The sequence below is a fragment of the Escherichia sp. HH41S genome (assembly GCF_009820115.1).
Classification (GTDB): domain Bacteria; phylum Pseudomonadota; class Gammaproteobacteria; order Enterobacterales; family Enterobacteriaceae; genus Escherichia; species Escherichia coli_F.
Genome location: NZ_VNXE01000067.1, coordinates 57,391 through 83,789, shown reverse-complemented (window position 1 = coordinate 83,789; position 26,399 = coordinate 57,391). Strand labels below are relative to the sequence as shown.

Here is a 26,399-nt window from a genome sequence, read left to right as displayed (position 1 = left end):
TGCGATAAAAATCAGACACCGTGGAGCAGGACACTCCTGCCCCACGTATTGCCATTAGTGCTTCACAATGTACATATTCCGGGTGTAGGTATTATCCAGCGGATCTTTGCCGGTATAGCCACCAACCCACGGTTTCACCAGACGCGCATTCACGTAGTAATAAACAGGAACAATGGCCGAATCCTTATCCAGCTGTTGTTCTGCTTTAGTGTACAGAGCTGTGCGCTGCGCCTCGTCAGTCGCTTTCAGCGTTTCCGCCATAATGCTGTCAAAGGCCGGGCTCTTATAATGCGCGGTATTCATCGAGCTGTTCGACAGCATGGTGTTCAGGAAGGAAGTTGGTTCGTTGTAGTCTGCACACCAGCCTGCACGGGCCACATCAAAAGTGCCCTGGTGACGGGTGTCGAGGAACGTTTTCCACTCCTGGTTAACCAGTTTGACGTTTACACCAATGTTTTTCTTCCACAATGAAGAGGCAGCAATCGCCAGCTTTTTATGGAGATCGGAGGTGTTATACAACAGGTTGATGGTCAACGGTTTGTCTGCGGTATAACCCGCTTCAGCCAGCAGTTTTTTCGCTTCTTCGTTACGTTTTTCCTGGCTCCAGCCAAACCATTCCGGCTGAGTCAATTTTGCGCCATCAGTATACGGTGGAGTGTAACCATAGGCGGGCATGTCGCCCTGCGCTTTCACTTTATTAACAATGATATCGCGGTCCATACCCAGTTTCAGTGCGGTACGCACACGTACATCGTTGAATGGCGGTTTCTGGTTGTTAATTTCGTAATAATAAGTGCACAGGTATGGATCAACGTGAACTTCGTCCGGGATCTCTTTTTTCAGCTTCTGGAACAATTCGATCGGCATGTTGTTATAAGTCATGTCGATTTCACCACTACGGTAGCGGTTGACATCGGTAACTTCAGAAGCAATAGGCAAATAGGTTACCTGGTTAATAACGGTTTTCGCGTTGTTCCAGTAGGTTGGGCTGCGTTCAAGAACGATTCGTTCGTTTACGACCCAATCTTTTAAGGTATAGGCACCGTTGGTGATGATATTACCAGGCTGGGTCCATTTTTCGCCGAATTTCTCGATAGCGGCTTTTGGCACCGGTGAAGTTGATGGGTGAACAAGTAATTTATAGAAGTACGGAACAGGTTCACTTAAGGTGACTTCTAATGTGTGATCATCAATAGCTTTCACGCCGAGATCGGTAATCGGTTTTTTCCCTTCAAGAATTTCATCAATACCGGCGATATGCCCATATTGCAGATAACTGGCATACGGAGAAGCGGTGTTTGGATCAACAGAACGTTGCCAGCTATACACAAAGTCTTGTGCTGTGACTGGTGTGCCATCAGACCATTTCGCATCTTTACGCAAATGGAAGGTCCAGACTTTCGCGTCTTTATTATCCCAGGATTCAGCGACGCCAGGTGCCGGATGACCGTCAAGATCGCTGACCAGTAAGCCTTCAAACAGGTCTCGGCTGATATTAGACTCCGGAACACCTTCAATTTTATGCGGATCTAATGACTGAACTTCTGAACCATTGTTACGTACCAGCGTTTGTTTTTCCGCCAGTGTGACGCCTGCGGGTACATCAGCTGCCAGCGCGACATTCCCTGCCATAAGCGCAGCCAGAACGCCAGCTGCTACTAAACTTCTCTTGGTGATGTTGGTCATTGTTTTTTGGACTCCCTCATTATAATTACTGGTATTAACCAGCATGTGTAATCCCGGATTGGGACCCTGCACAGGCTCGGAGACTTTCTGCTGTCAGGTTACTTTATCGTTACGGATTGCTATCACCGACTTTATTTATTCTGGTGATTCAGACGATCACCTTATGTCGATTCGTACTGTGTCTCCCCTGTCGAGACACATTATTCTTTTGCGACGCTCTTTAATTGTTAATTATTCTCATTACCAATAAAAATCGCCTGGCGGTTGGTCGGAAAGTACCAAATGCGCTTCTTACTCGCCAATACATTTTGCAAAATTGTTAAGCAATTCTCTTTTATTGACAATGTCAGAATCTACAGCGCGCGTCCATGATTTAACAAACATCTTTCAATTCAATCAAATAGAGAACTGTTAAGCATGTCTATCTTTTCTGGCTATAGATTAAGTCGTGAAATACACAATAATTTAACAAATGATTATTATTTAGCACTTTCCTCTACCAAAGGCAGTGGAATTACTAATATCATTTCAATTATTCTTCAGCAAGCCCAGGATTATGATGTGGCGAAAATAACATGATGGTGAGGCGAAGCAGTTAAGGAAATCCTTATAAATAACTGTAATTTCAGAGGAATATTCTTACCTATTCCTTTTGCTTTTGATAACTGCGCGGGAACAAAGTAAAAATAATGACGAAAAAACGGAGCATGTCAGCTCCGTTTCATTTGAAAGGAATTAATTAAGCAGGCCGGGGAAAATCCCCTTAATACCAGTAACGATAAATTCAATCCCCAACGCCATCAGCAATAGCCCCATAATACGCGTAATCACGTTGATGCCGGTCTGGCGTAAAACCCGTACCAGCCACGGTGCCATGCGGAACAATCCCCAGCAGCATAAAGCAAACAATGCAATAGCCACAAAGAAACCAAATAGATAGCTAATACTGTGATAACGCGTACCCCAGACGATGGTGGAACTAATCGCCCCTGGCCCCGCCATCAACGGCAACGCCAATGGCACTACACCAATGCTTTCACGTACCGCGGTTTCTGATTTTTCTTGCTTGTTCTGTTTATCCTCGCCGAGCTTGCCGCTGATCATCGACATCGCAATCGTCACCACCAGGATGCCACCGGCGATACGGAACGAATCAATTGATATACCAAAAAGCTGTAGAATCGTGTCGCCGAGAAAAAGCGAGATCCACAAGATAATGGCCACAGACAAGTTGGCTGTAAGGTTCGTTTTGTTTCGCGCTGCCGCTGTCTGATAACTGGTCATGCTGATAAAGACGGGAATAATCCCAACCGGGTTGACCAGCGCAAATAACCCGATGAAAAATTTGAAGTAAACGGGAAAATCAAAAAGGGTCTGAATCACGGTTAGCTCCGAAGCAAAAGCCGGATAATGTTAGCCATAAAAAGGTTAAAAAGACGCGCTGACAATACGCCTTTTAACCGCATTTTTCACCTCCTAACTACTTAAAATTGCTATCATTCGTTATTGTTATCTAGTTGTACAAAACATGCTAATGTAACCAACAAACCATACTACAATTTATTAACTGTTAGCTATAATGGCGAAAAGCGATGCTGAAAGGTGTCAGCTTCGCAAAAATTTGATTTGGATCACGTAATCAGTACCCAGAAGTGAGTAATCTTGCTTACGCCACCTGGAAGTGACGCATTAGAGATAAATAGCTCTAATGTTTAAACTCTTTTAGTAAATCACAGTGAGTGTGAGCGCGAGTAAGCTTTTGATTTTCATCGGTTAAGCAAATCATCACCGCACTGACTATACTCTCGTATTCGAGCAGATGATTTACTAAAAAAGTTTAACATTATCAGGAGAGCATTATGGCTGTTACTAATGTCGCTGAACTTAACGCACTCGTAGAGCGTGTAAAAAAAGCCCAGCGTGAATATGCCAGTTTCACTCAAGAGCAAGTAGACAAAATCTTCCGCGCCGCCGCCCTGGCAGCTGCAGATGCTCGAATCCCACTCGCGAAAATGGCCGTTGCCGAATCCGGCATGGGTATCGTCGAAGATAAAGTAATCAAAAACCACTTTGCTTCTGAATATATCTACAACGCCTATAAAGATGAAAAAACCTGTGGTGTTCTGTCTGAAGACGACACTTTTGGTACCATCACTATCGCTGAACCAATCGGTATTATTTGCGGTATCGTTCCGACCACTAACCCGACTTCAACTGCTATCTTCAAATCGCTGATCAGCCTGAAGACCCGTAACGCCATTATCTTCTCCCCGCACCCGCGTGCAAAAGATGCAACCAACAAAGCAGCTGATATCGTTCTGCAGGCTGCTATCGCTGCCGGTGCTCCGAAAGATCTGATCGGCTGGATCGATCAACCTTCGGTTGAACTGTCTAACGCACTGATGCACCACCCAGACATCAACCTGATCCTCGCGACCGGTGGTCCGGGCATGGTTAAAGCCGCATACAGCTCCGGTAAACCAGCTATCGGCGTAGGCGCGGGTAACACGCCAGTTGTTATCGATGAAACTGCTGATATCAAACGTGCAGTTGCATCTGTACTGATGTCCAAAACCTTCGACAACGGCGTAATCTGTGCTTCTGAACAGTCTGTTGTTGTTGTTGACTCTGTTTATGACGCAGTACGTGAACGTTTCGCAACCCACGGCGGCTATCTGTTGCAGGGTAAAGAGCTGAAAGCTGTTCAGGATGTTATCCTGAAAAACGGTGCGCTGAACGCGGCTATCGTTGGTCAGCCAGCCTATAAAATTGCTGAACTGGCAGGCTTCTCTGTACCAGAAAATACCAAGATTCTGATCGGTGAAGTGACCGTTGTTGATGAAAGCGAACCGTTCGCACATGAAAAACTGTCCCCGACTCTGGCAATGTACCGTGCTAAAGATTTCGAAGACGCGGTAGAAAAAGCAGAGAAACTGGTTGCTATGGGCGGCATCGGTCATACCTCTTGCCTGTACACTGACCAGGATAACCAACCGGCTCGCGTTGCCTACTTCGGTCAGAAAATGAAAACGGCCCGTATTCTGATCAACACCCCGGCGTCTCAGGGTGGTATCGGTGACCTGTATAACTTCAAACTCGCACCTTCCCTGACTCTGGGTTGTGGTTCCTGGGGTGGTAACTCCATCTCTGAAAACGTTGGTCCGAAACACCTGATCAACAAGAAAACCGTTGCTAAGCGAGCTGAAAACATGTTGTGGCACAAACTTCCGAAATCTATCTACTTCCGCCGTGGCTCTCTGCCAATCGCGCTGGATGAAGTGATTACTGATGGCCACAAACGTGCGCTCATCGTGACTGACCGCTTCCTGTTCAACAATGGTTATGCTGATCAGATCACTTCCGTACTGAAAGCAGCAGGCGTTGAAACTGAAGTCTTCTTCGAAGTAGAAGCTGACCCGACCCTGAGCATCGTTCGTAAAGGTGCAGAACTGGCAAACTCCTTCAAACCAGACGTGATTATCGCGCTGGGTGGTGGTTCCCCGATGGACGCCGCGAAGATCATGTGGGTCATGTACGAACATCCGGAAACTCACTTCGAAGAACTGGCGCTGCGCTTTATGGATATCCGTAAACGTATCTACAAGTTCCCGAAAATGGGCGTGAAAGCGAAAATGATCGCTGTCACCACCACTTCTGGTACAGGTTCTGAAGTCACTCCGTTTGCGGTTGTAACTGACGACGCTACTGGTCAGAAATATCCGCTGGCAGACTATGCGCTGACCCCGGATATGGCGATTGTCGATGCCAACCTGGTTATGGACATGCCGAAGTCCCTGTGTGCTTTCGGTGGTCTGGACGCAGTAACTCACGCCATGGAAGCTTATGTTTCTGTACTGGCATCTGAGTTCTCTGATGGTCAGGCACTGCAGGCACTGAAACTGCTGAAAGAATATCTGCCAGCGTCCTACCACGAAGGATCTAAAAATCCGGTAGCGCGTGAACGTGTTCACAGTGCAGCAACTATCGCGGGTATCGCGTTTGCGAACGCCTTCCTGGGTGTATGTCACTCAATGGCGCACAAACTGGGTTCCCAGTTCCATATTCCGCACGGTCTGGCAAACGCCCTGCTGATTTGTAACGTTATTCGCTACAACGCGAATGACAACCCGACCAAGCAGACTGCATTCAGCCAGTATGACCGTCCGCAGGCTCGCCGTCGTTATGCTGAAATTGCTGACCACCTGGGTCTGAGCGCACCGGGCGACCGTACTGCTGCTAAGATCGAGAAACTGCTGGCATGGCTGGAAACGCTGAAAGCTGAACTGGGTATTCCGAAATCTATCCGTGAAGCTGGCGTTCAGGAAGCAGACTTCCTGGCGAATGTGGATAAACTGTCTGAAGATGCATTCGATGACCAGTGCACCGGCGCTAACCCGCGTTACCCACTGATCTCCGAGCTGAAACAGATTCTGCTGGATACCTACTACGGTCGTGATTATGTAGAAGGTGAAACTGCAGCGAAAAAAGAAGCCGCTCCGGCTAAAGCTGAGAAAAAAGCGAAGAAATCCGCTTAATAAGTAGCGCTGTCTGGCAACATAAACGGTCCCTTCTGGGGCCGTTTTTTTGTTTTACCCAAAGCAACTTTCCCATAAACCGACAGCATTTGCCTTCATCATATTTACGGCGATGTATAACGCCTACACACAGCGATATTGTACTTTACAGGTCACAAGTCAACGTCACTGTAAAAGCGATCTGTGAGGGGTATAGTGGCGTTAAAGAACTGTCGAGAAGGGTATATACACCGGATGAAGTGCGTAAAATGAACTGACAGGATAAAAGCGCCCTGCTCACCCTGTCAGTAAAGAAATTCTTATTAATCGTGGCGATGCCTTTCCTGAATAGCCGTTAATGAGCCGACTTCTAACGCCTCTTTATAGTGTTTGCGGCATACAGAAACGTAGCGTTCATTACCACCAATAACCACCTGCTCACCTTCGTTATAAGGTCTGCCTGCTTGATCAAGACGCAGCACCATGCTTGCTTTACGGCCACAAAAACAGATGGTTTTTAATTCAACCAGTTTGTCGGACCATGCCAGTAAGTATTGGCTGCCAATAAATAATTCACCTCGAAAATCGGTACGTAAACCATAACAAAGTACGGGTATATCGAGTTGATCTACAACCTCCGATAATTCATATACTTGTTGTCTGGTTAAAAACTGGCATTCATCAACCAGTACGCAATGAATTGCCTGCTGTTCATGTTCCGCACGAATCTCATCAAATAATGATGAATTTTGGTTAAATAATTTTGCAGGCGATGACAAACCTATACGCGAGCTGACTTTCCCGGCACCAAAGCGATCATCAATTTCTGCCGTATATACGACAGTGCGCATGCCGCGTTCCTGGTAATTGTATGAAGATTGCAACAATGCTGTAGACTTACCCGCATTCATTGCGGAATAGTAGAAATATAGCTGTGCCATCAGCCACAGGCCCTCAATGATATGAATTAAAGTTGGCTGGAGTTTATCATAATTCGTCAGTTTTTCAGCTCAACAGTATGCATAGAAGTGGTATATGCGTTCTCCCTTACGAAGCCTTGCATAATCCTTCTGAGCTATCATTACAACTGCCTCGCTTGTTATAAGCGGGTAAATGACTGCTGGTAACTATTCACAATCTTTAACCTGTTGCGCAAGTAATAGCCCTCTGTTGACCTCCTGGAGATAGTGCAATACTAAGTCCCTGCTCTTATTGCGACTGTTCTACTTTTCATCATTCGCTTAATAGGGAATTCTCGTAAACACGACTAATACAGAAGACTGAAAGGTCGTCAGCCTACGATAATCTCCCCATAAAATGTGACATGAATCAGGAAGTTTTAACCTCACGTGCTGCGAAATCATCGGCGCAAATAGGGCTATATGCCGCGTCTTTTCTGGCTAATTTTATGAAAAGATATTTATTGGCGGCACAAAATAAAGAACAATTTTGAATTCCTTACATTCCTGGCTATTGCACAACTGAATTTAAGGCTCTATTATTACCTCAACAAACCACCCCAATATAAGTTTGAGATTACTACAATGAGCGAAGCACTTAAAATTCTGAACAACATCCGTACTCTTCGTGCGCAGGCAAGAGAATGTACACTTGAAACGCTGGAAGAAATGCTGGAAAAATTAGAAGTTGTTGTTAACGAACGTCGCGAAGAAGAAAGCGCGGCTGCTGCTGAAGTTGAAGAGCGCACTCGTAAACTGCAACAATATCGCGAAATGCTGATCGCTGACGGTATTGACCCGAACGAACTGCTGAATAGCCTTGCTGCCGTTAAATCTGGCACCAAAGCTAAACGCGCTCAGCGTCCGGCAAAATACAGCTACGTTGACGAAAACGGCGAAACTAAAACCTGGACTGGCCAGGGTCGTACTCCAGCTGTAATCAAAAAAGCAATGGATGAGCAAGGTAAATCCCTCGACGATTTCCTGATCAAGCAATAATCTTTTGTAGATGACACTTGCTTAAAATCCCGCCATTGGCGGGATTTTTTATTGTCCGGTTTAAGACAATTTAATAAGAATAAGCTATAAAAAAACGGCGTCGATTGCTCAACGCCGTTTCGTGGATAACACCGATACGGAAGTTACTTCTTAATGCCCATCTCTTCTTCAAGCCAGGCTTTAAATTCCGTGCCAAGGGTGTTATGACGAATACCGTATTCAACGAAGGCCTGCATGTAACCTAATTTATTACCGCAGTCATGGCTCTTCCCTTTCATATGATAGGCTTCCACCGTTTCTTTTTCGATCAGCATATCAATTGCGTCGGTGAGCTGAATTTCATCACCAGCACCCGGAGGGGTTTTTGCCAGCAACGGCCAAATATCCGCGCTAAGAACGTAACGACCCACAATAGCGAGATTAGACGGCGCAACATCCGCTTTTGGTTTTTCAACCACGCCAACCATCGGTACGCTTTCACCCGGCGCTAATTCAACGCCTTTGCAATCCACAACGCCATATGCGGTCACATCAGCAACCGGTTCAACCATGATCTGGCTATGACCCGTTTCATCAAAGCGGCGGATCATCTCTGCCAGGTTATCCTGTGACAAATCGGATTCATATTCATCCAGAATAACGTCAGGCAAAATAACAGCCACAGGTTCATCACCCACTACCGGGTGAGCACACAATACCGCGTGTCCCAGGCCTTTCGCCAGCCCCTGACGAACTTGCATAATAGTCACGTGCGGCGGACAAATAGACTGCACTTCATCAAGAAGTTGACGTTTTACACGTTTTTCCAGCATTGCTTCCAGTTCAAAACTGGTATCAAAGTGGTTTTCAATAGAGTTTTTAGATGAGTGAGTAACCAGCACAATTTCAGTAATGCCAGCCGCAATACATTCATTCACGACGTATTGAATTAATGGCTTATCGACAAGTGGCAGCATCTCTTTCGGGATGGCTTTCGTCGCCGGCAACATCCTGGTTCCTAATCCCGCAACGGGGATAACGGCTTTTTTGACTTTCGTATTAATGGCAGCCATTTAAATTCTCCTGGACTGTTCGTGTTTTGAACGTGTTCATATTTCTGTATCGCATCCCAGTATATCAGCACCCCGAAGGGGCTAAGTTCTGAAAAGGAGGCGAGTTAGCATAATTAAGACAATTACTTATACGAATGGCGACGATAGTACCACCAGCCGACATTAGCAGGTAATGCAAATTTAGCCCGCGTTATCGTTTGCTCATTCTGCAGACAACATCAAGCGAAGCCGACCACCGGTTCCCCATATTTGGCATTGCCAGGCATCGCATCGCTGGCTCAATTGATTCAAATAAGCGTTACCTAAAGTGCCTAACGGAACACCATTACTGATTTGCACCTGGTGTTCGCCAGTATTTAACGTCGCATTCAGACCCGCAGAAACCAGAATGAGATTTTTCAGTTCGCGATGATAATAGCCAACTAATAGCGGAAACTGCCCCGGCAGATTGGCCTGACGGAGTAAATGGTTTACCTGCTTCAATAACGCGCCCAACTCTGGCAACCGTTGATTTTGATGTGCAAGCTGTTCCTGTAATAATCCGTTAAACAATGCGCGTAATAACAAGGCAGCAAGTACGCCATTATGTCCAGCTCTGGTGACATCAAGGCAATAAAATGCAAGATCGTTTTCCGAAAGTGCGGCAATATCAAGCACCAGGCCGGGTTTGTCCGCGGCAACCAATTGACGATAATTAACCCGGCAATGGGAAATCACCTGCTGAACCGGCGGTTGCAATTCCTGTAATAATTTCGCCGCTGCGGCAGGGTTATCAACCATTGCATCCCAGTCGCGAAAAAGCCTCTCCTCTTCCTCAACGCGGGAATTAAACATGCTGGGATAGAGACAGGCAAAAACCATCTCGCGCAAGCGATTCAGATCTTTAACTGGTTTCAGCAAAACATCTTCAACGCCCAGACGTAACGCTTTGGCAATATCTGCCATATTTTCAGTGGCAGATATCACCAGAACCGGTGTCTGGTCACCTCTGTTGCGTATATGTTCCAGCAGTTTAAGCCCGTTCATTCGTGGCATCGCGATATCACATATCATCAGGTCTGGAGTGAAACCTCCCAGCAACTCAAGGGCATCCACCCCATCAGCCGCCAGTACCGTTGTCGCTCCCAATGAGGAAAACCACGAATCCAGAAGCGAGCGAAATACCTGCTCATCTTCAACAATGAGAATCTGTTTTCCGACCAATGGCTGCGTCATGTTCTCTCCCCTGACTGGCTTTACTCAATAGTGGCATGCTATTGCCACCTGCGCCTGTCAGAATTAACTTAAGTGTAGATAAAAATTCTGGTCAAATGTTGGTGCGTACCAACGGCAAAAGTTCGTCCATTTTCTTTTCCACTGCCAGCTGCCCAGCCGCAATGGCAGCGTGCGCGCGATGGAAATCAAGCGTAGATATTTGCGGGCAAACAGGTTGAATCAGAATATCGGGCGGATCACCTGCCATGCGGTTCCTTTTAAGGCGGTTCTCCAGCACCTGGATAGAAGTGGTCATAATCTCTGTTGCCGTTGGCGCTGTCACCGCCCGACGTGTCGTTATGCTGCCCAACCTTTCTTTCAGACGCGCATGCCACGGCAGAGAATCACCATTCTCGCTATTTTCTTCACTGACATTAAAGGAGAGCAGATCTTGTTGCATCAAATGAGCATCGTGCTGCAGGTCGACCGCTATCACAATATCAGCACCCAATGCACGCGTGAGCGAAATAGGAATTGGGTTAACTACTGCCCCATCAACCAGCCAGTAGCCGTTATGCGCAACGGGTGCCATTAGTCCTGGAATACTGCATGATGCACGAATAGCAAGATGGAGATCGCCTTCAGTAAACCATAATTCGCGCCCAGTACTTAAATTGGTGGCAACAGCCGCGAAGCGACGGGAACAATTTTCGATCTCTGTTTCCGGCATTATTTCGCGATATTGATTGAAGACACGCTCGCCGCGCAGTAACCCACCGCGCTGCCAGGAGAGATCCATCAGGCGTAAAACATCCCAATAACTGAAAGAGGTTACCCAATCTTCCAGCGCAGATAATCGATCGCATGCATAGGCCGCGCCCACCAGCGAACCAATTGAGCATCCTGCAACGATATCAATTTCAATACCCACTTTTTTTAGCGCATTAATAACGCCAATATGCGACCAACCTCTCGCCGCGCCAGATCCCAGCGCCAGCCCTATTTTTATCTTTCTCATTATTCCCGCAAGATTCCCCTGGAATGCAATCGTAGCAACATCGCTACTGCTCGGTTAACATAGTGCTACTCAGGCGGTTAATACGCCGTTATTGTTTCCAGGGAGATTATTTGTGTCTCAGCTTTGTCCCTGTGGTAGTGCTGTCGAGTATAGCCTATGTTGCCACCCTTATGTGTCTGGTGAAAAGGTTGCACCTGATCCAGAACATCTCATGCGTTCGCGTTACTGCGCTTTTGTGATGCAAGACGCAGATTATTTAATAAAGACCTGGCATCCATCTTGTGGAGCGGCGGCGTTACGTGCCGAATTGATTGCCGGATTTGCGCATACTGAATGGTTGGGATTGACCGTATTTGAACATTGTTGGCAGGACGGCGACAATATCGGATTTGTCAGTTTTGTTGCTCGATTTACCGAAGGTGGCAAAACAGGTGCAATAATTGAACGTTCGCGATTTTTGAAAGAAAACGGTCAATGGTACTATATTGACGGTACACGTCCGCAGTTTGGCCGCAACGATCCCTGCCCTTGTGGTTCAGGTAAAAAATTTAAAAAGTGCTGCGGCCAATAATGGTTGACGGTACGGTTAAGCAAACACTCTCAACAAGGTTTTTCCAGCAATGCATTCACTCCAACGTAAAGTTCTGCGTACTATTTGTCCGGACCAAAAAGGTCTGATCGCCCGTATTACTAATATTTGCTACAAGCACGAGTTAAATATCGTGCAGAACAATGAATTTGTTGATCACCGTACCGGGCGCTTTTTTATGCGCACGGAACTGGAAGGAATTTTTAATGATTCCACCCTGCTGGCGGATCTCGACAGCGCATTGCCAGAAGGCTCCGTACGTGAGCTGAATCCTGCCGGTCGTCGCCGGATAGTGATTCTGGTCACTAAAGAGGCGCATTGCCTTGGCGATTTGTTGATGAAAGCCAATTACGGCGGCCTGGATGTCGAAATCGCGGCAGTTATTGGTAACCACGATACTTTACGTTCTCTGGTTGAGCGTTTTGATATTCCGTTTGAGCTGGTAAGTCATGAAGGATTAAGTCGCAACGAGCACGATCAAAAGATGGCGGATGCCATTGATGCTTATCAGCCTGACTACGTGGTGCTGGCGAAGTATATGCGGGTATTAACGCCAGAGTTCGTAGCACGCTTCCCGAATAAAATTATCAATATTCACCATTCATTCCTGCCAGCGTTTATCGGTGCACGTCCCTATCACCAGGCCTATGAGCGTGGCGTGAAGATTATTGGTGCAACCGCTCACTATGTGAATGACAATCTGGATGAAGGCCCAATCATCATGCAGGACGTTATTCATGTCGATCATACATACACGGCTGAAGATATGATGCGTGCAGGTCGTGATGTCGAGAAAAACGTCTTAAGCCGCGCGCTTTACAAAGTGCTGGCGCAGCGTGTATTTGTTTACGGTAACCGGACGATTATTCTTTAATCGCCAGCAAAATAGAACTGGTTGCCTTTAATCCGTTACGGATGAAAATTACGCAACCAGTTCATTTTTCTCAACGTAACCCTTTACAGCGGCGTGTCATTTGATATGATGCGCCCCGCTTCCCCACAAGGGAGCAGGCCAGTAAAAAGCATTACCCCGTGGTGGGGTTCCCGAGCGGCCAAAGGGAGCAGACTGTAAATCTGCCGTCATCGACTTCGAAGGTTCGAATCCTTCCCCCACCACCATCACTTTCAAAAACCCCTGTATTCTCCAACGAATCCGTAACTGAATATTCTGCCCATGCGGGGAAGGATGAGAAGCTTCGACTAAGGTTCGACTCGAGCGCCAGCGAGAGAGCGTTGCCGCAGGCAACGACCCGTAGGGCGAAGCGCGCAGCGCTGAGTAATCCTTCCCCCACCACCATCACTTTCAAAAGTTCCTGAAATCCCCAACAAATCCACAATTAAATATTCTGCCCATGCGGGGAAGGATGGGAAACTTCGACCAAGGTTCGACCCGAGCGCCAGCGAGAGAGCGTTGCCGCAGGCAACGACCCGAAGGGCGAAGCGCGCAGCGCTGAGTAATCCTTCCCCCACCACCATCGCTTCCTGAAATAATCAAAACCTGTTACTCCGAGCTAATTTTGCCCGATGGCACCACGGTTTACCGGACCTACAATATCCTCCCCTGTAGGTCGGATAAGCGAAGCGCATCCGACAACTCACCCCGCACCGTACCCATAAAAAAACCCCGCCGAAGCAGGGTCTGTGTGAACTAAAATTCACTTAGTGGCGAGCACGCACCAACTGATATTTCCGTGTCAGATACTCCACCGGTACGCTCCAGATGTGCACCAGACGCGAGAACGGGAACAGCAGGAATAACGTCATCCCCAGCACCAGGTGCAGACGGAAGATAAACGCCACACCATCAAGATGTTGAGAAGCGCCACCATGGAAGGTCACCACCGACTGCGCCCAGCCAACCAGTTTCATCATCTCGCTACCGTCCATATGCTGGGCGGAGAATGGAATAGTCAGCAGGCCCAGTGCGCACTGGATAACGAGCAGCGACAGGATCAGGATGTCCGCTCCGGTAGTCGTTGCACGCACGCGCGGGCTGAACAGGCGGCGTTTTAGCAACAGCACGCCGCCAATCAGACACAGCACGCCGCTGGCACCCCCAGCAAACATCGCCATTTTCTGTTTCACTTCAATCGGCAGCCAGGCTTCATACATCCAGTGCGGCGTCAGCATACCGAAGAAGTGGCCGACAAAAATCCCCAGAATACCGATATGGAACAGGTTCGACGCCAGGTTCATCCCTTTGCGATCCAGCATCTGGCTGGATGCCGCGCGCCAGGTGTACTGCCCGTAGTCATAGCGCAGCCAGCTACCAATCAGGAAGACGGCCCCGGCTATGTACGGGTAGATATCAAAGAAGAACATATTCAGGAATTGCATTAGTGCTGTCCTCCGGTGGTGATATTCAGATAGTGCGGCGCGACGGCACCGGCAAAGCGACGCTGATGAGCAGTGATTGCTGAATCACCGCAACCTTTGTCAGCAAAGAACTTAACCTGCTCTTCTTCCCAGACAGCATCCAGCGCCTGTGGCGTATCGTCGCGCGCTTCGTCGGCAATTTTTTCCGCCACTTTGTCGCTGTCGATAGCGGTATTCGCCAGTTTCAGCAGCAGATCAAACAGCACGGCATAACGGCTTTCACGCTGTTGCAGACGTGCGCTCAGCAACGCCAGGATCGGCGCGATGTCTTTCAAACCTTCCACGGCTTCGCTTTGCGGCAACTGCGCCAGGTACTCCAGATACAGCGGCAGATGATCCGGTAATTCGCGGCTGTTCAATTGCAAACCGTGCTGCTCATACTGTGCCAACAAGTCAACCATTGCCTGGCCGCGATCGCGGGATTCACCGTGAACATGCTCAAACAGCAGCAACGACGTGGCGCGACCACGGTCGAACAGTTCGCTGTACTGGGCCTGAGCATCCAGCGGATCCAGCGCTGTTAAATCGCGCAGGAAAATGCCCAGCGCATGGGCATCCTCTTTCGACAGATTTTCCGACGCAGCAATCGCCTCAAACATCTCTTGTTGATGCTGCCATAAGGCAGCATCCGGATATTCAAGGAGACGCGATACAATCACAAGTTCGATCATGGGTGCGGCTCCGTTTTACTGGTCACGTCGATGGCATCGATACGGCGGCTGTTGAACAGATTGAATTTGGTATCTGAACCGTGGCAGCCGTCACCAAAGGTAAAGCCACAGCCATTTTTCTCCGGGAAGGCTTCCCGCGCCAGTTCACGGTGACTGCTCGGCACCACAAAGCGATCTTCGTAGTTGGCAATTGCCAGATAACGGTACATCTCCTGTGCCTGAGCTTCGGTCAGACCGACCTCTTCCAGCGCACGGGTATCAACTTTACCGTCAACGGTTTCAGCACGTTTGTAATGACGCATCGCCAGCATACGTTTCAGCGCGCGCAGTACCGGTTTGGTATCACCGGCGGTCAGCAGATTCGCCAGATACTGTACCGGGATACGCAGGCTTTCGACGTCTGGCAAAATACCGTTGCTGCCCAGCTCGCCCGCATCTGCCGCAGACTGAATCGGCGATAGAGGCGGCACGTACCAGACCATCGGCAGTGTGCGATATTCCGGATGCAGCGGCAGCGCCAGTTTCCATTCCATCGCCATTTTATAAACCGGCGACTGCTGTGCGGCTTCAATAACGCTCAGCGGAATACCGTCCTTAATCGCCTGCTCGATGACTTTCGGATCGTTCGGATCGAGGAACACGTCCAGCTGACGCTGGTAGAGATCTTTCTCGTTCTCGGTGCTGGCCGCACGTTCAATCGCGTCGGCATCGTACAACAGCACGCCAAGATAACGGATACGACCGACACAGGTTTCAGAGCACACCGTCGGCTGACCCGCTTCAATACGCGGATAGCAGAAGATGCACTTCTCAGACTTACCGCTCTTCCAGTTGAAGTAGATTTTTTTGTACGGGCATCCGGTGATGCACATACGCCAGCCGCGGCATTTGTCCTGGTCGATCAGGACGATGCCATCTTCTTCACGCTTGTAAATCGCACCGCTCGGGCAGGTCGCCACACATGCCGGGTTCAGGCAGTGTTCGCACAGGCGTGGCAAATACATCATGAAGGTGTTTTCGAACTGGCTATACATCGCCTTCTGGATGTTGTCGAAGTTCTTGTCTTTCGCCAGTTTGTCAAACTCGCCGCCCAGGTCATCTTCCCAGTTCGGTCCTTTTTCGATTTTCGCCATCCGTTCGCCGGTAATCAGCGAACGTGGACGGGCAATCGGCTGCGATTTGCTGCCTTCCGGCGCGGTATGCAGGTTCTGATAGTCAAAATCGAACGGCTCGTAATAATCGTCGATCCCCGGCAGATGCGGGTTAGCGAAGATTTTACCCAGCAGCATGGCGCGGTTACCCATGCGCGGTTGCAGTTTGCCGTTGATTTTACGGATCCAGCCGCCTTTGTATTTCTCCTGGTTTTCCCAGTCTGTCGGGAAGCCCTGGCCCGGCTTGGTTTCCACGTTGTTGAACCACGCGTATTCCACGCCTTCACGGCTGGTCCAGACGTTTTTACAGGTCACTGAACAGGTGTGGCAACCGATGCACTTATCCAGATTCAGCACCATGCCGACTTGTGAACGAATTTTCATTTTACGCTCTCCTGTACCTGGTCATTGCCTTCGCCATCTAACCAGTCAATGTTCTTCATCTTACGCACTACAACAAATTCATCGCGGTTAGAACCTACAGTGCCGTAGTAGTTAAAGCCGTATGCCAGATGGGCATAGCCGCCGATCATATGCGTCGGTTTCGGCGTGATACGGGTGACCGAGTTATGAATACCGCCGCGCTGACTGGTGATTTCTGAACCAGGCAGGTTAACGATACGTTCCTGCGCGTGGTACATCATGGTCATCCCTGCCGGAACACGCTGGCTGACAACCGCACGGGCAGTCAGTGCACCGTTGCTGTTGAAGACTTCAATCCAGTCGTTATCGGCGATACCCAGCTCTTTGGCATCGGCTTCACTCAACCAGACTACCGGACCACCGCGACCTAAAGTCAGCATCAGCAGGTTGTCGCTGTAGGTGGAGTGGATACCCCATTTCTGGTGCGGTGTCAGGAAGTTGAGCGCTTTTTCCGGATTACCGTTAGATTTCTGACCCATCACTTCTTTCACCGAACGGGTGTCGATCGGCGGACGATAAACCAGCAGGCTTTCACCGAAATCACGCATCCACTGATGATCCTGATACAGCTGCTGACGGCCAGAGAGCGTACGCCACGGGATCAGCTCGTGAACGTTGGTGTAACCGGCGTTGTAAGAAACATGTTCATCTTCAAGGCCAGACCAGGTCGGGCTGGAGATGATTTTGCGCGGCTGCGCCTGAATGTCACGAAAGCGGATCTTCTCGTCTTCTTTATTCAGCGCCAGATGCGTATGGTCACGACCGGTAAACTCGCTCAGGGCAGCCCAGGCTTTCACGGCTACCTGACCATTGGTTTCCGGTGCCAGCGTCAGGATCATCTCTGCCGCATCAATTGCGGTGTTCAGCATCGGCTGGCCTTTTGCCGGACCTTCCGCTTTGGTGTAGTTGAGCTTACGCAGCAGATCCATCTCGCTCTGGGTGTTCCAGGCAATCCCTTTACCGCCGTTACCGATTTTCTCCATCAGCGGACCGATAGAGGTAAAGCGTTCGTAAGTTGCCGGATAATCGCGCTCTACGACCATAATGTGCGGTGCAGTTTTACCTGGGATCAGGTCGCATTCGCCTTTTTTCCAGTCTTTCACATCCAGCGGCTGCGCCAGTTCAGCGGCAGAGTCGTGCTGGATCGGCAGCGTAACGATGTCGGTTTCTTTGCCCAGATGACCAACGCACACTTCGGAGAATTTCTTCGCGATGGCTTTGTAGATTTCCCAGTCGCTTTTCGCTTCCCAGGCCGGATCGACCGCCGCAGACAGCGGGTGAATAAACGGATGCATATCCGAAGTATTCATGTCGTCTTTTTCGTACCAGGTCGCCGTCGGCAAAATGATGTCGGAATAGAGACAGGTGCTCGACAGACGGAAGTCCAGCGTCACCACCAGATCCAGCTTGCCTTCCAGGCCGTTGTCCTGCCAGTCCACTTCTTCCGGCTTCACGCCGCCCTGCTGACCCAGGTCTTTACCCTGGATACCGTGCTCCGTCCCCAGCAGGTACTTGAGCATAAACTCATGACCTTTACCGGAAGAACCGAGCAGGTTAGAACGCCAGATGAACAGGTTACGCGGGTGGTTTTTACCGTTTTCTGGTTGTTCTGCCGCAAAACGGATAGAACCCTCTTTCAGGGATTTCACGGTGTAATCCACCGGATTCATGCCCGCTTTTTCCGCTTCGCTAGCGATAGTTAGCGGGTTAGTGCCTAACTGCGGCGCAGACGGCAGCCAGCCCATACGTTCTGCACGGACGTTAAAGTCGATCAGATGTCCGGTATAACGGGATTTATCCGCCATCGGCGACAACAACTCTTCTGCGGTCACGGTTTCATAACGCCACTGGCTGGAGTGGTTATAGAAATAAGAGGTGCTGTTCATGTGACGCGCCGGACGCTGCCAGTCAAGAGCAAACGCCAGCGGCTGCCAGCCGGTTTGCGGACGCAGTTTTTCCTGACCTACATAGTGCGCCCAGCCGCCACCGCTCTGACCTACACAGCCGCAGAAAATCAGCATGTTGATCAGACCACGATAGTTCATATCGAGGTGATACCAGTGGTTCAGCCCCGCACCGACGATAATCATCGAACGACCGTGCGTCTTGTCAGCGTTATCGGCAAATTCACGGGCGATGCGAATAATCTGGCTGCGAGAAACGCCGGTAATCTGCTCGGCCCACGCAGGGGTGTAAGCTTTCACATCGTCATAGCTGGTTGCACAGTTAACGTCGTTCAGGCCACGTTCCAGACCATAGTTTGCCAGCGTCAGATCATAAACGGTGGTCACCAGTGCGGTGCTGCCATCAGCCAGTTGCAAGCGTTTCACCGGCAGCTTGTGCAGCAGCACGTTTTCCAGTTCCACTTTGTTGAAGTGTTCCGTGCCGTCGCCACCAAAGTATGGGAAGCCCACTTCAGCGATCTCATCCTGGCTACCCAGCAGGCTCAGTTGCAGCTCGGTTTCTTCGCCAGTTTTGCCGTCGCGCTGCTCCAGATTCCATTTGCCCTTCTCGCCCCAGCGGAAGCCAATAGAACCGTTCGGCGCAACCATTTCGCCATTGGTATTAAAGGCGACTGTTTTCCATTCCGGATTGTTTTCCTGGCCCAGCGCATCCACCAGATCAGCAGCGCGCAGCATACGACCCGCAGCGTAGTAACCGTCGCGCTCTTCCAGCATCACCAGCATTGGCATGTCGGTATAACGACGCACATAGTCGGTGAAATACTGGCTTGGGTTGTCGAGGTGGAATTCACGCAGCATCACGTGGCCCATCGCCAGCGCCATTGCTGCGTCGGTGCCCTGCTTCGGTGCCAGCCACAGATCGCACAGTTTGGCGATTTCAGCGTAGTCCGGCGTGACGGCAACGGTTTTGGTGCCTTTGTAGCGCACTTCAGTAAAGAAGTGAGCATCCGGGGTACGCGTCTGCGGCACGTTAGAGCCCCAGGCGATGATGTAGCTGGAGTTGTACCAGTCAGCGGATTCCGGTACGTCAGTCTGCTCACCCCAGGTTTGTGGAGATGCAGGAGGCAGGTCGCAGTACCAGTCGTAGAAGCTTAAGCAAGTACCGCCAATCAGCGAAAGATAGCGAGCACCCGATGCGTAAGAAACCATCGACATTGCCGGAATTGGCGAGAAGCCAGCGACGCGGTCCGGGCCGTAGTTTTTGATGGTGTAAACGTTAGAGGCGGCGATCAGTTCGTTCACTTCCTGCCAGGAAGAACGAACAAAACCACCACGTCCACGCGCTTGTTTAAAGCTTTTCGCTTTATCGGCGTCTTCAATGATAGAAGCCCATGCCTCAACCGGATCGCTATGCTGCGCCTTCGCTTCACGCCACATTTTCATCAGGCGTTTGCGCATCATCGGATATTTCAGACGGTTGGCGCTATAGAGATACCAGGAGTAGCTGGCACCGCGCGGGCAGCCGCGAGGTTCATGGTTTGGCAGATCCGGGCGAGTACGCGGATAGTCAGTCTGCTGGGTTTCCCAAGTCACCAGACCGTTTTTAACGTAGATTTTCCAGCTGCAGGAGCCGGTGCAGTTTACCCCATGGGTAGAGCGGACGATTTTGTCATGCTGCCAACGCTGGCGATATCCATCCTCCCAGTCACGGTTGGTATTGAGAAGCTGGCCATGCCCATCGGCAAAGGTTTCGCCCTTCTGTTTGAAGTAGCGAAACCGGTCCAGGAATTTACTCATCGGTTTTCTCCTGTGGGAGCCTGTCGGCTCTCTGATAAATCGACATTGCTAATGTTTAAGGGCAAGGTAACGCTCTGAAACAGCGTGGGAATTGATAACGATCAAGAGTGATGGGGATGAAAAATAAAGTAAATTCCTAAGATACCCCTTTAGGATAATTAACAGTTACAGCATAAAAGACTGTAAATTAAGGCATTTTATACCTGTAGTTATTTAAACTATTAAGAATTTTATGCAGATGGGTATTAAGGAGTATTCCCCATGGGTAACATATTAATGGCTCTTAATGAAATCCGGCAAAATAAGCCATATAACATTAGTATGTTGTAACTAAATGATGCATAAAAAAAGCGCGACATCATGCCGCGCAAAGGATAATCAAATATTAAGATTTATTTTTTAGAATGCCGACCATATACCGCCCAGGTAATCACTACGCAGGCGATATAGAAAATCAAAAATACTTTCATTGCGCCGACTGGCGAACCCGTTAATGCCAGCGAGCTACCGAACGCTTTCGGGATAAAGAAGCCACCAATCGCGCCAATCGCAGAGATGAAACCCAGCGCCGCCGCCGTGTCGGTTGCCGCTTCACGCATCGCACGTTCGTCAGAACCCCCTTCTGCTTTCACGCGATCCATTGTCAGTTTACGGAAGATCACGGAAATCATCTGGAAAGTGGAACCACTACCCAGCCCAGCGGTCAGGAACAGCGCCAGGAAGACTGCGAAGAACGCCATGAAGCTTCCGCCCTGTCCGTCAGTCGGTAAGGTCAGGAACAGCAGGCCACTGAAAATCGCCATCAGGATAAAGTTCACCAGTGTGACACGAGTTCCGCCCAGACGGTCAGATAATGCACCACCTGCAGAACGCGCCAGCGCACCAATAAACGGCCCGAAGAAAGCGTATTGCAGAATCTGAACATCCGGGAACTGCGTTTTTGACAGCATCGCAAAGCCCGCGGAGAAGCCGATGAAGGAGCCGAAGGTTGCCAGATACAGCAGGCTCATAATCCACAGATGACCCCGTTTGAGTACCGGCAACTGCTCCTTGATGGAGGCTTTCGAGGTAGCAAGATCGTTCATGCCAAACCACGCCGCAATGGTGAAGATGGCAAGGAACGGCACCCATACCCAGGACGCATTCGCCAGATACAGCTCAGTCCCATCCGGCTGTTTGACACCCTGGCTACCAAATACTGCGAAAATCGACAGTGATACCACCAGCGGAGCAACCAACTGCATGACGCTGACGCCCATGTTGCCCAGACCACCATTCAGACCCAGCGCGCCACCCTGCTTCTGTTTCGGAAAGAAGAAGCTGATGTTTGCCATACTGGATGCGAAGTTCGCGCCAGCAAAGCCGCACAGCAGAGAGATGATGATGAAGACGCTATAAGGCGTGGAGGTATCCTGCACGGCAAAACCCAGCCAGACGCAAGGAATAATCAGAATACCGGTGCTGAACGCCGTCCAGCGACGACCACCGAAGATAGGAACCATAAAGGAGTATGGAACACGTAACAACGCGCCAGAAACCGATGGCAGCGCCGTCAACATAAATAGCTGATCGGTCGTAAAATTAAAACCGACTTTCGGTAAGTTCACCGCAACAGCACTGAATAACATCCATACGCAAAACGCCAGCAGCAGACAGGGAACGGAAATCCACAGGTTGCGGCTGGCAATACGTTGACCGCGTTGTTGCCAGAACGCAGGATCTTCCGGTCGCCAATCTGTAATGACAGCTCCAGTAGCCCTTTCGGGGGCGGATGAGTGACTCATAGACACCTCTGATACTCGTTTCGATGTCTGCCACCTTAGTGTCTGTAGCTAAAGGCAATTTGATGTAAATCAAACGATAAGATAACTTTATCTATCATTGATATTTATCATTACCCATAGTGAGTACAGTGATTTCATAAAAATTATGAGATTTTTCACGGTGCTGTAAAATCCCTACCCTTACCGATGTAAAGCGACTAACCACGCGGCAAATAAGGAGTAACTCTTTCCGGGTATGGGTATACCTCAGCCAATAGCCGAGAATACTGCCATTCCAGAATGTATCGTCACATTCATTAAGGTTATTGCTCATTTAAAGCCTGAAGGAAGAGGTTTACATGCTTAAACGTTGTCTCTCTCCGCTCACCCTGGTTAATCAGGTTGCGCTTATTGTGTTGCTTTCTACTGCTATTGGACTGGCGGGGATGGCGGTTTCTGGCTGGCTGGTACAAGGCGTTCAGGGCAGCGCCCATGCGATCAACAAAGCGGGATCGCTGCGCATGCAAAGTTACCGTCTGTTGGCGGCAGTGCCATTAAGCGAGAAAGACAAGCCCTTAATTAAAGAGATGGAACAAACGGCATTTAGCGCCGAGTTAACCCGAGCAGCAGAACGAGACGGACAACTGGCGCAACTACAGGGTTTACAAGATTACTGGCGTAATGAACTGATCCCTGCGCTGCTGCGTGCACAAAACCGCAAAACGGTGTCAGCGGATGTCAGCCAGTTTGTTGCCGGGCTTGATCAACTGGTATCTGGTTTTGACCGCACCACGGAAATGCGCATTGAGACAGTGGTGCTGGTCCATCGGGTAATGGCGGTATTTATGGCACTTTTACTGGTGTTCACTATTATCTGGTTGCGGGCGCGACTGCTACAACCGTGGCGGCAGTTGTTGGCAATGGCGAGTGCCGTCAGCCATCGCGATTTTACCCAACGCGCGAACATCAGCGGGCGCAACGAAATGGCTATGCTTGGAACTGCGTTGAACAATATGTCTGCAGAACTGGCGGAAAGTTACGCCGTACTTGAGCAGCGGGTTCAGGAGAAAACCGCCGGGCTGGAACATAAAAATCAGATCCTCTCTTTTTTATGGCAGGCCAACCGCCGTTTGCATTCCCGCGCCCCGCTGTGTGAACGCCTGTCACCTGTACTCAACGGCTTACAGAATTTAACCCTGCTACGTGATATCGAACTGCGGGTGTATGACACTGACGATGAAGATAATCACCAGGAATTTACCTGCCAGTCGGATATGACTTGCGATGATAAAGGCTGTCAGCTCTGCCCGCGCGGTGTACTCCCCGTTGGCGATCGCGGCACAACCCTGAAGTGGCGACTGGCTGACACTCATACGCAGTACGGTATTTTGCTGGCGACCCTACCGCAGGGGCGTCATCTTAGCCATGATCAACAGCAACTGGTGGATACCCTGGTTGAACAACTCACCGCCACGTTGGCGTTGGATCGCCATCAGGAACGTCAGCAACAGTTGATTGTGATGGAAGAGCGTGCCACCATTGCGCGCGAACTGCATGATTCTATTGCCCAATCTCTCTCTTGCATGAAGATGCAGGTGAGTTGTTTACAGATGCAGGGCGATGCGCTGCCAGAAAGCAGCCGCGAACTGTTAAGTCAGATCCGTAACGAACTGAATGCGTCCTGGGCGCAGTTGCGTGAATTGCTCACCACATTCCGTTTGCAGCTCACTGAGCCTGGATTACGTCCGGCACTGGAAGCGAGTTGCGAAGAGTACAGCGCCAAATTTGGCTTCCCGGTGAAGCTGGATTATCAATTGCCGCCTCGTCTGGTACCTTCGCATCAGGCAATCCATCTGTTGCAAATTGCCCGTGAGGCATTAAGTAACGCCCTCAAACATTCGCAAGCGAGTGAGGTCGTGGTGACAGTGGCGCAAAACGATAATCAGGTCAAACTGACCGTCCAGGATAACGGCTGCGGCGTGCCTGAAAATGCCATCCGCAGCAATCACTACGGCATGATAATAATGCGCGACCGTGCGCAAAGTTTACGAGGCGATTGCCGCGTCCGCCGTCGTGAATCAGGTGGCACCGAAGTGGTGGTCACCTTTATTCCCGAAAAAACTTTCACAGACGTCCAAGGAGATACCCATGAGTAATCAGGAACCGGCTACTATCCTGCTGATCGACGATCACCCGATGCTGCGAACTGGCGTAAAACAGCTTATCAGTATGGCACCAGATATCACCGTGGTTGGCGAAGCGAGTAATGGCGAACAGGGTATTGAACTGGCGGAGTCTCTTGATCCCGATTTGATCTTGTTAGATCTCAATATGCCCGGCATGAACGGTCTGGAAACGCTGGATAAACTGCGCGAAAAGTCCCTCTCCGGGCGCATTGTGGTATTCAGCGTCTCTAACCATGAAGAAGATGTGGTCACCGCACTGAAACGCGGCGCGGATGGCTATCTGTTAAAAGATATGGAACCGGAAGATCTGCTGAAAGCATTGCATCAGGCTGCTGCTGGCGAAATGGTATTAAGCGAAGCATTAACGCCTGTTCTGGCCGCCAGCTTGCGCGCTAACCGTGCCACTACTGAACGCGATGTTAATCAGTTAACTCCACGCGAGCGCGATATTCTCAAGCTGATTGCCCAGGGTTTGCCGAACAAGATGATTGCCCGCCGCCTGGACATCACCGAAAGCACAGTAAAAGTGCACGTCAAGCACATGCTGAAGAAAATGAAGCTCAAGTCTCGCGTGGAAGCAGCAGTATGGGTGCATCAGGAGCGCATTTTCTGATTACGGTTCCCAGCGCAGTTCGTCGTTTGACAATGCGTCGAACGGTTCGACAAGCGTTAGCGTGATCTCATTGGAGGAGACACGCTGCCCCTGGTTATCTTCCACCACTACAGACAATCGCCAGCGATTGCTTGCCCCTTCCCCGTTTTGCCAGTCAGGCATGATCAGCGTCCAGCCCTCCGCGCTATTGGCTTGTGCGCCCGGCGTCAAACTTAATATCTGCGTATCGCCCTGCCAAATCAGTTGCCGAATACCGTAACGACTGCGGATTTGTAATTTCAGCGGCACTGTTTCGCCAGGTTTTAGATCCCACGGAGGTGTCGCCAGAAACACCGTTAACGTTTTTCGCTGTCGGTACTCAAGAGTCGGTAGATTATTTCGCTGCGGATTGTCATAGCGACTACCACGTAACGACTGACTTTCGGCAACCTCGCCCGCAGAAAGTTGTTTTTTGAGCGGTACACCAAAGCGGTAGTTAAGATTCAGCCCGAGGTTATTTTGATTCTCGCCACTTTCACCCTGTTTATGCTGGGCCGTCACAGTGACTAAGGGCACAGGGGTGTAATTTAATCCCAGACTCAATGCGACGGGATTGTGATAACCCGTACCAGAGTTAAACAAATCAACACGATCACCAAAATACTGTTCTACGCTGACACTGGTATTGAGGTGTTGATAGAACGGCATGCGCATCCGGGCTGTCAGGTCGTACCCGCGCGCCATCCGTTGTTCCTGCGTGGCTGTCTGTTCATGCCATGCAGCAAACGGCTGATAAAAGTTTGCCGATAGTCGCAAATATTCGCCCCACGCTTCGGCACCAAAGCCCGCTCGCTGAAGATTTTCGTCCAGCAAGTTGTCATAAAAAGTGTTATAACCCACCAGCCAGTTGCCGCGCGCCCAGCGTTGCCCAACGCCCACATTGCTCACCAACCCATCATCCTGCTGAGTAAGAGCAAGCTGGCTCCAGGTGAGATAACGATCATTATCTTGTAACGGCACAAACCAGCTTCCACGACTGCCGGTGAAATGTCCTTCGTTATCCACTTTGACGTCAACACTGGCATTTCCCCACGGTGATAGCCAGGACTCTACGTGCTGATTAACCTGTTGACTAAGCGCGTCGCGGACTTTTCCCAATGCGAAAGCTTTTGCCTGCTCGCCAGTATCCAGCCCGTTATCATTCATACTGGTTACGCCGAAATCTTTCACAATTTCAGCAAAGTGTTTTTCCCCATCATGATTTTCAGGTGCCATGCCTAAATCCGGCAGACCATCATTGTTATTATCAAAGGGATTTGCCGCTTTTTGTTCGAAGGTAGATTGTGCGTTAGCTGTACCGCCTGCTATAAGCAAGAGTAAATAAAACGGGGTAATGCGAGAAACGAAACGGCTCAAAACGTCGGTAACTTCCAGTAAAAATGAACAACCATAGCCTTAAAGAATAACGATTACAGGCAATTTTTGTCGTATTTTCTCGCGCTTTCCGGAAAATCCTTAAAAATGT

The 26,399-nt window shown here is 49.7% G+C and carries 19 protein-coding genes, 1 tRNA gene and 2 other RNA genes; 10 read left to right on the top strand and 12 right to left on the bottom strand.

Annotation, left to right across the window (positions count from 1 at the left end; translation table 11 throughout):
- Positions 1-54: 54 nt before the first annotated feature.
- Positions 55-1,686 (bottom strand): oligopeptide ABC transporter substrate-binding protein OppA, encoded by a 1,632-nt coding sequence (oppA, locus tag FQZ95_RS14095; RefSeq protein ID WP_001317786.1) that lies wholly within the window; start codon positions 1,684-1,686, stop codon positions 55-57.
- A 417-nt stretch (positions 1,687-2,103) separates the two neighbouring features.
- On the opposite strand from oppA, the gene FQZ95_RS14090 reads away from it, so the two are divergent.
- On the top strand, positions 2,104-2,265 hold the full coding sequence (locus FQZ95_RS14090) for a hypothetical protein (RefSeq protein ID WP_000021855.1): 162 nt from the start codon (positions 2,104-2,106) through the stop codon (positions 2,263-2,265).
- Between the two features lie 156 nt (positions 2,266-2,421).
- Here FQZ95_RS14090 and ychE read toward each other — a convergent pair whose 3' ends face one another.
- The gene (gene ychE, locus FQZ95_RS14085) at positions 2,422-3,069 is read right to left on the bottom strand and encodes an NAAT family transporter YchE (RefSeq protein WP_000616773.1); all 648 of its coding nucleotides are present in this window, start codon (positions 3,067-3,069) and stop codon (positions 2,422-2,424) included.
- Between the two features lie 476 nt (positions 3,070-3,545).
- Here ychE and adhE point away from each other — a divergent pair, with 476 nt between their 5' ends.
- Positions 3,546-6,221, top strand: a complete 2,676-nt coding sequence (adhE, locus tag FQZ95_RS14080; RefSeq protein WP_000301643.1) for a bifunctional acetaldehyde-CoA/alcohol dehydrogenase — start codon at positions 3,546-3,548, stop codon at positions 6,219-6,221.
- 302 nt (positions 6,222-6,523) lie between these two features.
- On the opposite strand, the gene tdk is transcribed toward adhE, so the two are convergent.
- Entirely contained in the window at positions 6,524-7,141 is a 618-nt protein-coding gene (gene tdk, locus FQZ95_RS14075; protein WP_000068076.1) for a thymidine kinase, read from the bottom strand.
- Positions 7,142-7,744: 603 nt separating this feature from the next.
- Between tdk and hns the strand changes: the two genes are divergently transcribed.
- Positions 7,745-8,158: a histone-like nucleoid-structuring protein H-NS gene (hns, locus tag FQZ95_RS14070; protein WP_001287378.1), complete on the top strand. Its 414-nt coding sequence runs from the start codon at positions 7,745-7,747 to the stop codon at positions 8,156-8,158.
- A 143-nt stretch (positions 8,159-8,301) separates the two neighbouring features.
- On the opposite strand, the gene galU is transcribed toward hns, so the two are convergent.
- The 3 genes from galU to rssA form a co-directional block, all read right to left on the bottom strand.
- On the bottom strand, positions 8,302-9,210 hold the full coding sequence (gene galU, locus FQZ95_RS14065) for a UTP--glucose-1-phosphate uridylyltransferase GalU (RefSeq protein ID WP_000718995.1): 909 nt from the start codon (positions 9,208-9,210) through the stop codon (positions 8,302-8,304).
- A 201-nt stretch (positions 9,211-9,411) separates the two neighbouring features.
- Positions 9,412-10,425: a two-component system response regulator RssB gene (gene rssB, locus FQZ95_RS14060; protein ID WP_000193447.1), complete on the bottom strand. Its 1,014-nt coding sequence runs from the start codon at positions 10,423-10,425 to the stop codon at positions 9,412-9,414.
- Positions 10,426-10,516: 91 nt separating this feature from the next.
- On the bottom strand, positions 10,517-11,422 hold the full coding sequence (rssA, locus tag FQZ95_RS14055; RefSeq protein WP_001226476.1) for a patatin-like phospholipase RssA: 906 nt from the start codon (positions 11,420-11,422) through the stop codon (positions 10,517-10,519).
- Positions 11,423-11,534: 112 nt separating this feature from the next.
- On the opposite strand from rssA, the gene FQZ95_RS14050 reads away from it, so the two are divergent.
- From FQZ95_RS14050 to FQZ95_RS14030, 5 genes are all read left to right on the top strand, one after another.
- Positions 11,535-11,993, top strand: a complete 459-nt coding sequence (locus tag FQZ95_RS14050; protein ID WP_001602321.1) for a YchJ family protein — start codon at positions 11,535-11,537, stop codon at positions 11,991-11,993.
- Between the two features lie 49 nt (positions 11,994-12,042).
- Positions 12,043-12,885: a formyltetrahydrofolate deformylase gene (purU, locus tag FQZ95_RS14045; RefSeq protein WP_000555849.1), complete on the top strand. Its 843-nt coding sequence runs from the start codon at positions 12,043-12,045 to the stop codon at positions 12,883-12,885.
- A gap of 160 nt (positions 12,886-13,045) precedes the next feature.
- Positions 13,046-13,130 (top strand) — tRNA-Tyr (locus FQZ95_RS14040).
- 46 nt (positions 13,131-13,176) lie between these two features.
- A non-coding RNA gene (locus FQZ95_RS14035) (RtT sRNA) lies at positions 13,177-13,308 on the top strand.
- Positions 13,309-13,354: 46 nt separating this feature from the next.
- Positions 13,355-13,486: non-coding RNA, RtT sRNA (locus FQZ95_RS14030), on the top strand.
- Positions 13,487-13,670: 184 nt separating this feature from the next.
- On the opposite strand, the gene narI is transcribed toward FQZ95_RS14030, so the two are convergent.
- From narI to narK, 5 genes are all read right to left on the bottom strand, one after another.
- Positions 13,671-14,348 carry a respiratory nitrate reductase subunit gamma gene (narI, locus tag FQZ95_RS14025; protein ID WP_001160110.1) on the bottom strand — a complete coding sequence of 226 codons (678 nt, stop codon included), beginning with the start codon at positions 14,346-14,348 and terminating at the stop codon, positions 13,671-13,673.
- A complete protein-coding gene (gene narJ, locus FQZ95_RS14020; RefSeq protein ID WP_160530317.1) occupies positions 14,348-15,058 on the bottom strand; it encodes a nitrate reductase molybdenum cofactor assembly chaperone in 711 nt (236 codons plus the stop codon). Before narJ ends, narI begins: the two co-directional genes overlap by 1 nt.
- Positions 15,055-16,593 (bottom strand): nitrate reductase subunit beta, encoded by a 1,539-nt coding sequence (gene narH, locus FQZ95_RS14015; RefSeq protein WP_000702650.1) that lies wholly within the window; start codon positions 16,591-16,593, stop codon positions 15,055-15,057. The genes narJ and narH overlap by 4 nt, the downstream gene beginning before the upstream one ends.
- Positions 16,590-20,333 carry a nitrate reductase subunit alpha gene (locus FQZ95_RS14010; RefSeq protein WP_160530316.1) on the bottom strand — a complete coding sequence of 1,248 codons (3,744 nt, stop codon included), beginning with the start codon at positions 20,331-20,333 and terminating at the stop codon, positions 16,590-16,592. The genes narH and FQZ95_RS14010 overlap by 4 nt, the downstream gene beginning before the upstream one ends.
- A 392-nt stretch (positions 20,334-20,725) precedes the next feature.
- Entirely contained in the window at positions 20,726-22,117 is a 1,392-nt protein-coding gene (gene narK / locus FQZ95_RS14005) for a nitrate transporter NarK (protein WP_000019836.1), read from the bottom strand.
- A gap of 338 nt (positions 22,118-22,455) precedes the next feature.
- Between narK and narX the strand changes: the two genes are divergently transcribed.
- Both narX and narL read left to right on the top strand, forming a co-directional pair.
- Entirely contained in the window at positions 22,456-24,252 is a 1,797-nt protein-coding gene (gene narX / locus FQZ95_RS14000) for a nitrate/nitrite two-component system sensor histidine kinase NarX (protein WP_160530315.1), read from the top strand.
- Positions 24,245-24,895 (top strand): two-component system response regulator NarL, encoded by a 651-nt coding sequence (narL, locus tag FQZ95_RS13995; protein WP_000070491.1) that lies wholly within the window; start codon positions 24,245-24,247, stop codon positions 24,893-24,895. The genes narX and narL overlap by 8 nt, the downstream gene beginning before the upstream one ends.
- On the opposite strand, the gene ychO is transcribed toward narL, so the two are convergent.
- Entirely contained in the window at positions 24,896-26,290 is a 1,395-nt protein-coding gene (gene ychO / locus FQZ95_RS13990) for an inverse autotransporter invasin YchO (protein ID WP_160530314.1), read from the bottom strand.
- Positions 26,291-26,399 lie beyond the last annotated feature (109 nt).

Excerpts from the sequence above, each read along its gene's own strand:
- adhE (WP_000301643.1), top strand. The coding sequence starts at position 3,546 with ATGGCTGTTACTAATGTCGCTGAACTTAACGCACTCGTAGAGCGTGTA.
- oppA (WP_001317786.1), bottom strand. The coding sequence starts at position 1,686 with ATGACCAACATCACCAAGAGAAGTTTAGTAGCAGCTGGCGTTCTGGCT.
- hns (WP_001287378.1), top strand. The coding sequence starts at position 7,745 with ATGAGCGAAGCACTTAAAATTCTGAACAACATCCGTACTCTTCGTGCG.
- FQZ95_RS14090 (WP_000021855.1), top strand. The coding sequence starts at position 2,104 with ATGTCTATCTTTTCTGGCTATAGATTAAGTCGTGAAATACACAATAAT.
- tdk (WP_000068076.1), bottom strand. The coding sequence starts at position 7,141 with ATGGCACAGCTATATTTCTACTATTCCGCAATGAATGCGGGTAAGTCT.
- narH (WP_000702650.1), bottom strand. The coding sequence starts at position 16,593 with ATGAAAATTCGTTCACAAGTCGGCATGGTGCTGAATCTGGATAAGTGC.
- purU (WP_000555849.1), top strand. The coding sequence starts at position 12,043 with ATGCATTCACTCCAACGTAAAGTTCTGCGTACTATTTGTCCGGACCAA.
- rssB (WP_000193447.1), bottom strand. The coding sequence starts at position 10,425 with ATGACGCAGCCATTGGTCGGAAAACAGATTCTCATTGTTGAAGATGAG.
- narI (WP_001160110.1), bottom strand. The coding sequence starts at position 14,348 with ATGCAATTCCTGAATATGTTCTTCTTTGATATCTACCCGTACATAGCC.
- narX (WP_160530315.1), top strand. The coding sequence starts at position 22,456 with ATGCTTAAACGTTGTCTCTCTCCGCTCACCCTGGTTAATCAGGTTGCG.
- galU (WP_000718995.1), bottom strand. The coding sequence starts at position 9,210 with ATGGCTGCCATTAATACGAAAGTCAAAAAAGCCGTTATCCCCGTTGCG.
- FQZ95_RS14010 (WP_160530316.1), bottom strand. The coding sequence starts at position 20,333 with ATGAGTAAATTCCTGGACCGGTTTCGCTACTTCAAACAGAAGGGCGAA.
- narK (WP_000019836.1), bottom strand. The coding sequence starts at position 22,117 with ATGAGTCACTCATCCGCCCCCGAAAGGGCTACTGGAGCTGTCATTACA.
- rssA (WP_001226476.1), bottom strand. The coding sequence starts at position 11,422 with ATGAGAAAGATAAAAATAGGGCTGGCGCTGGGATCTGGCGCGGCGAGA.
- narJ (WP_160530317.1), bottom strand. The coding sequence starts at position 15,058 with ATGATCGAACTTGTGATTGTATCGCGTCTCCTTGAATATCCGGATGCT.
- narL (WP_000070491.1), top strand. The coding sequence starts at position 24,245 with ATGAGTAATCAGGAACCGGCTACTATCCTGCTGATCGACGATCACCCG.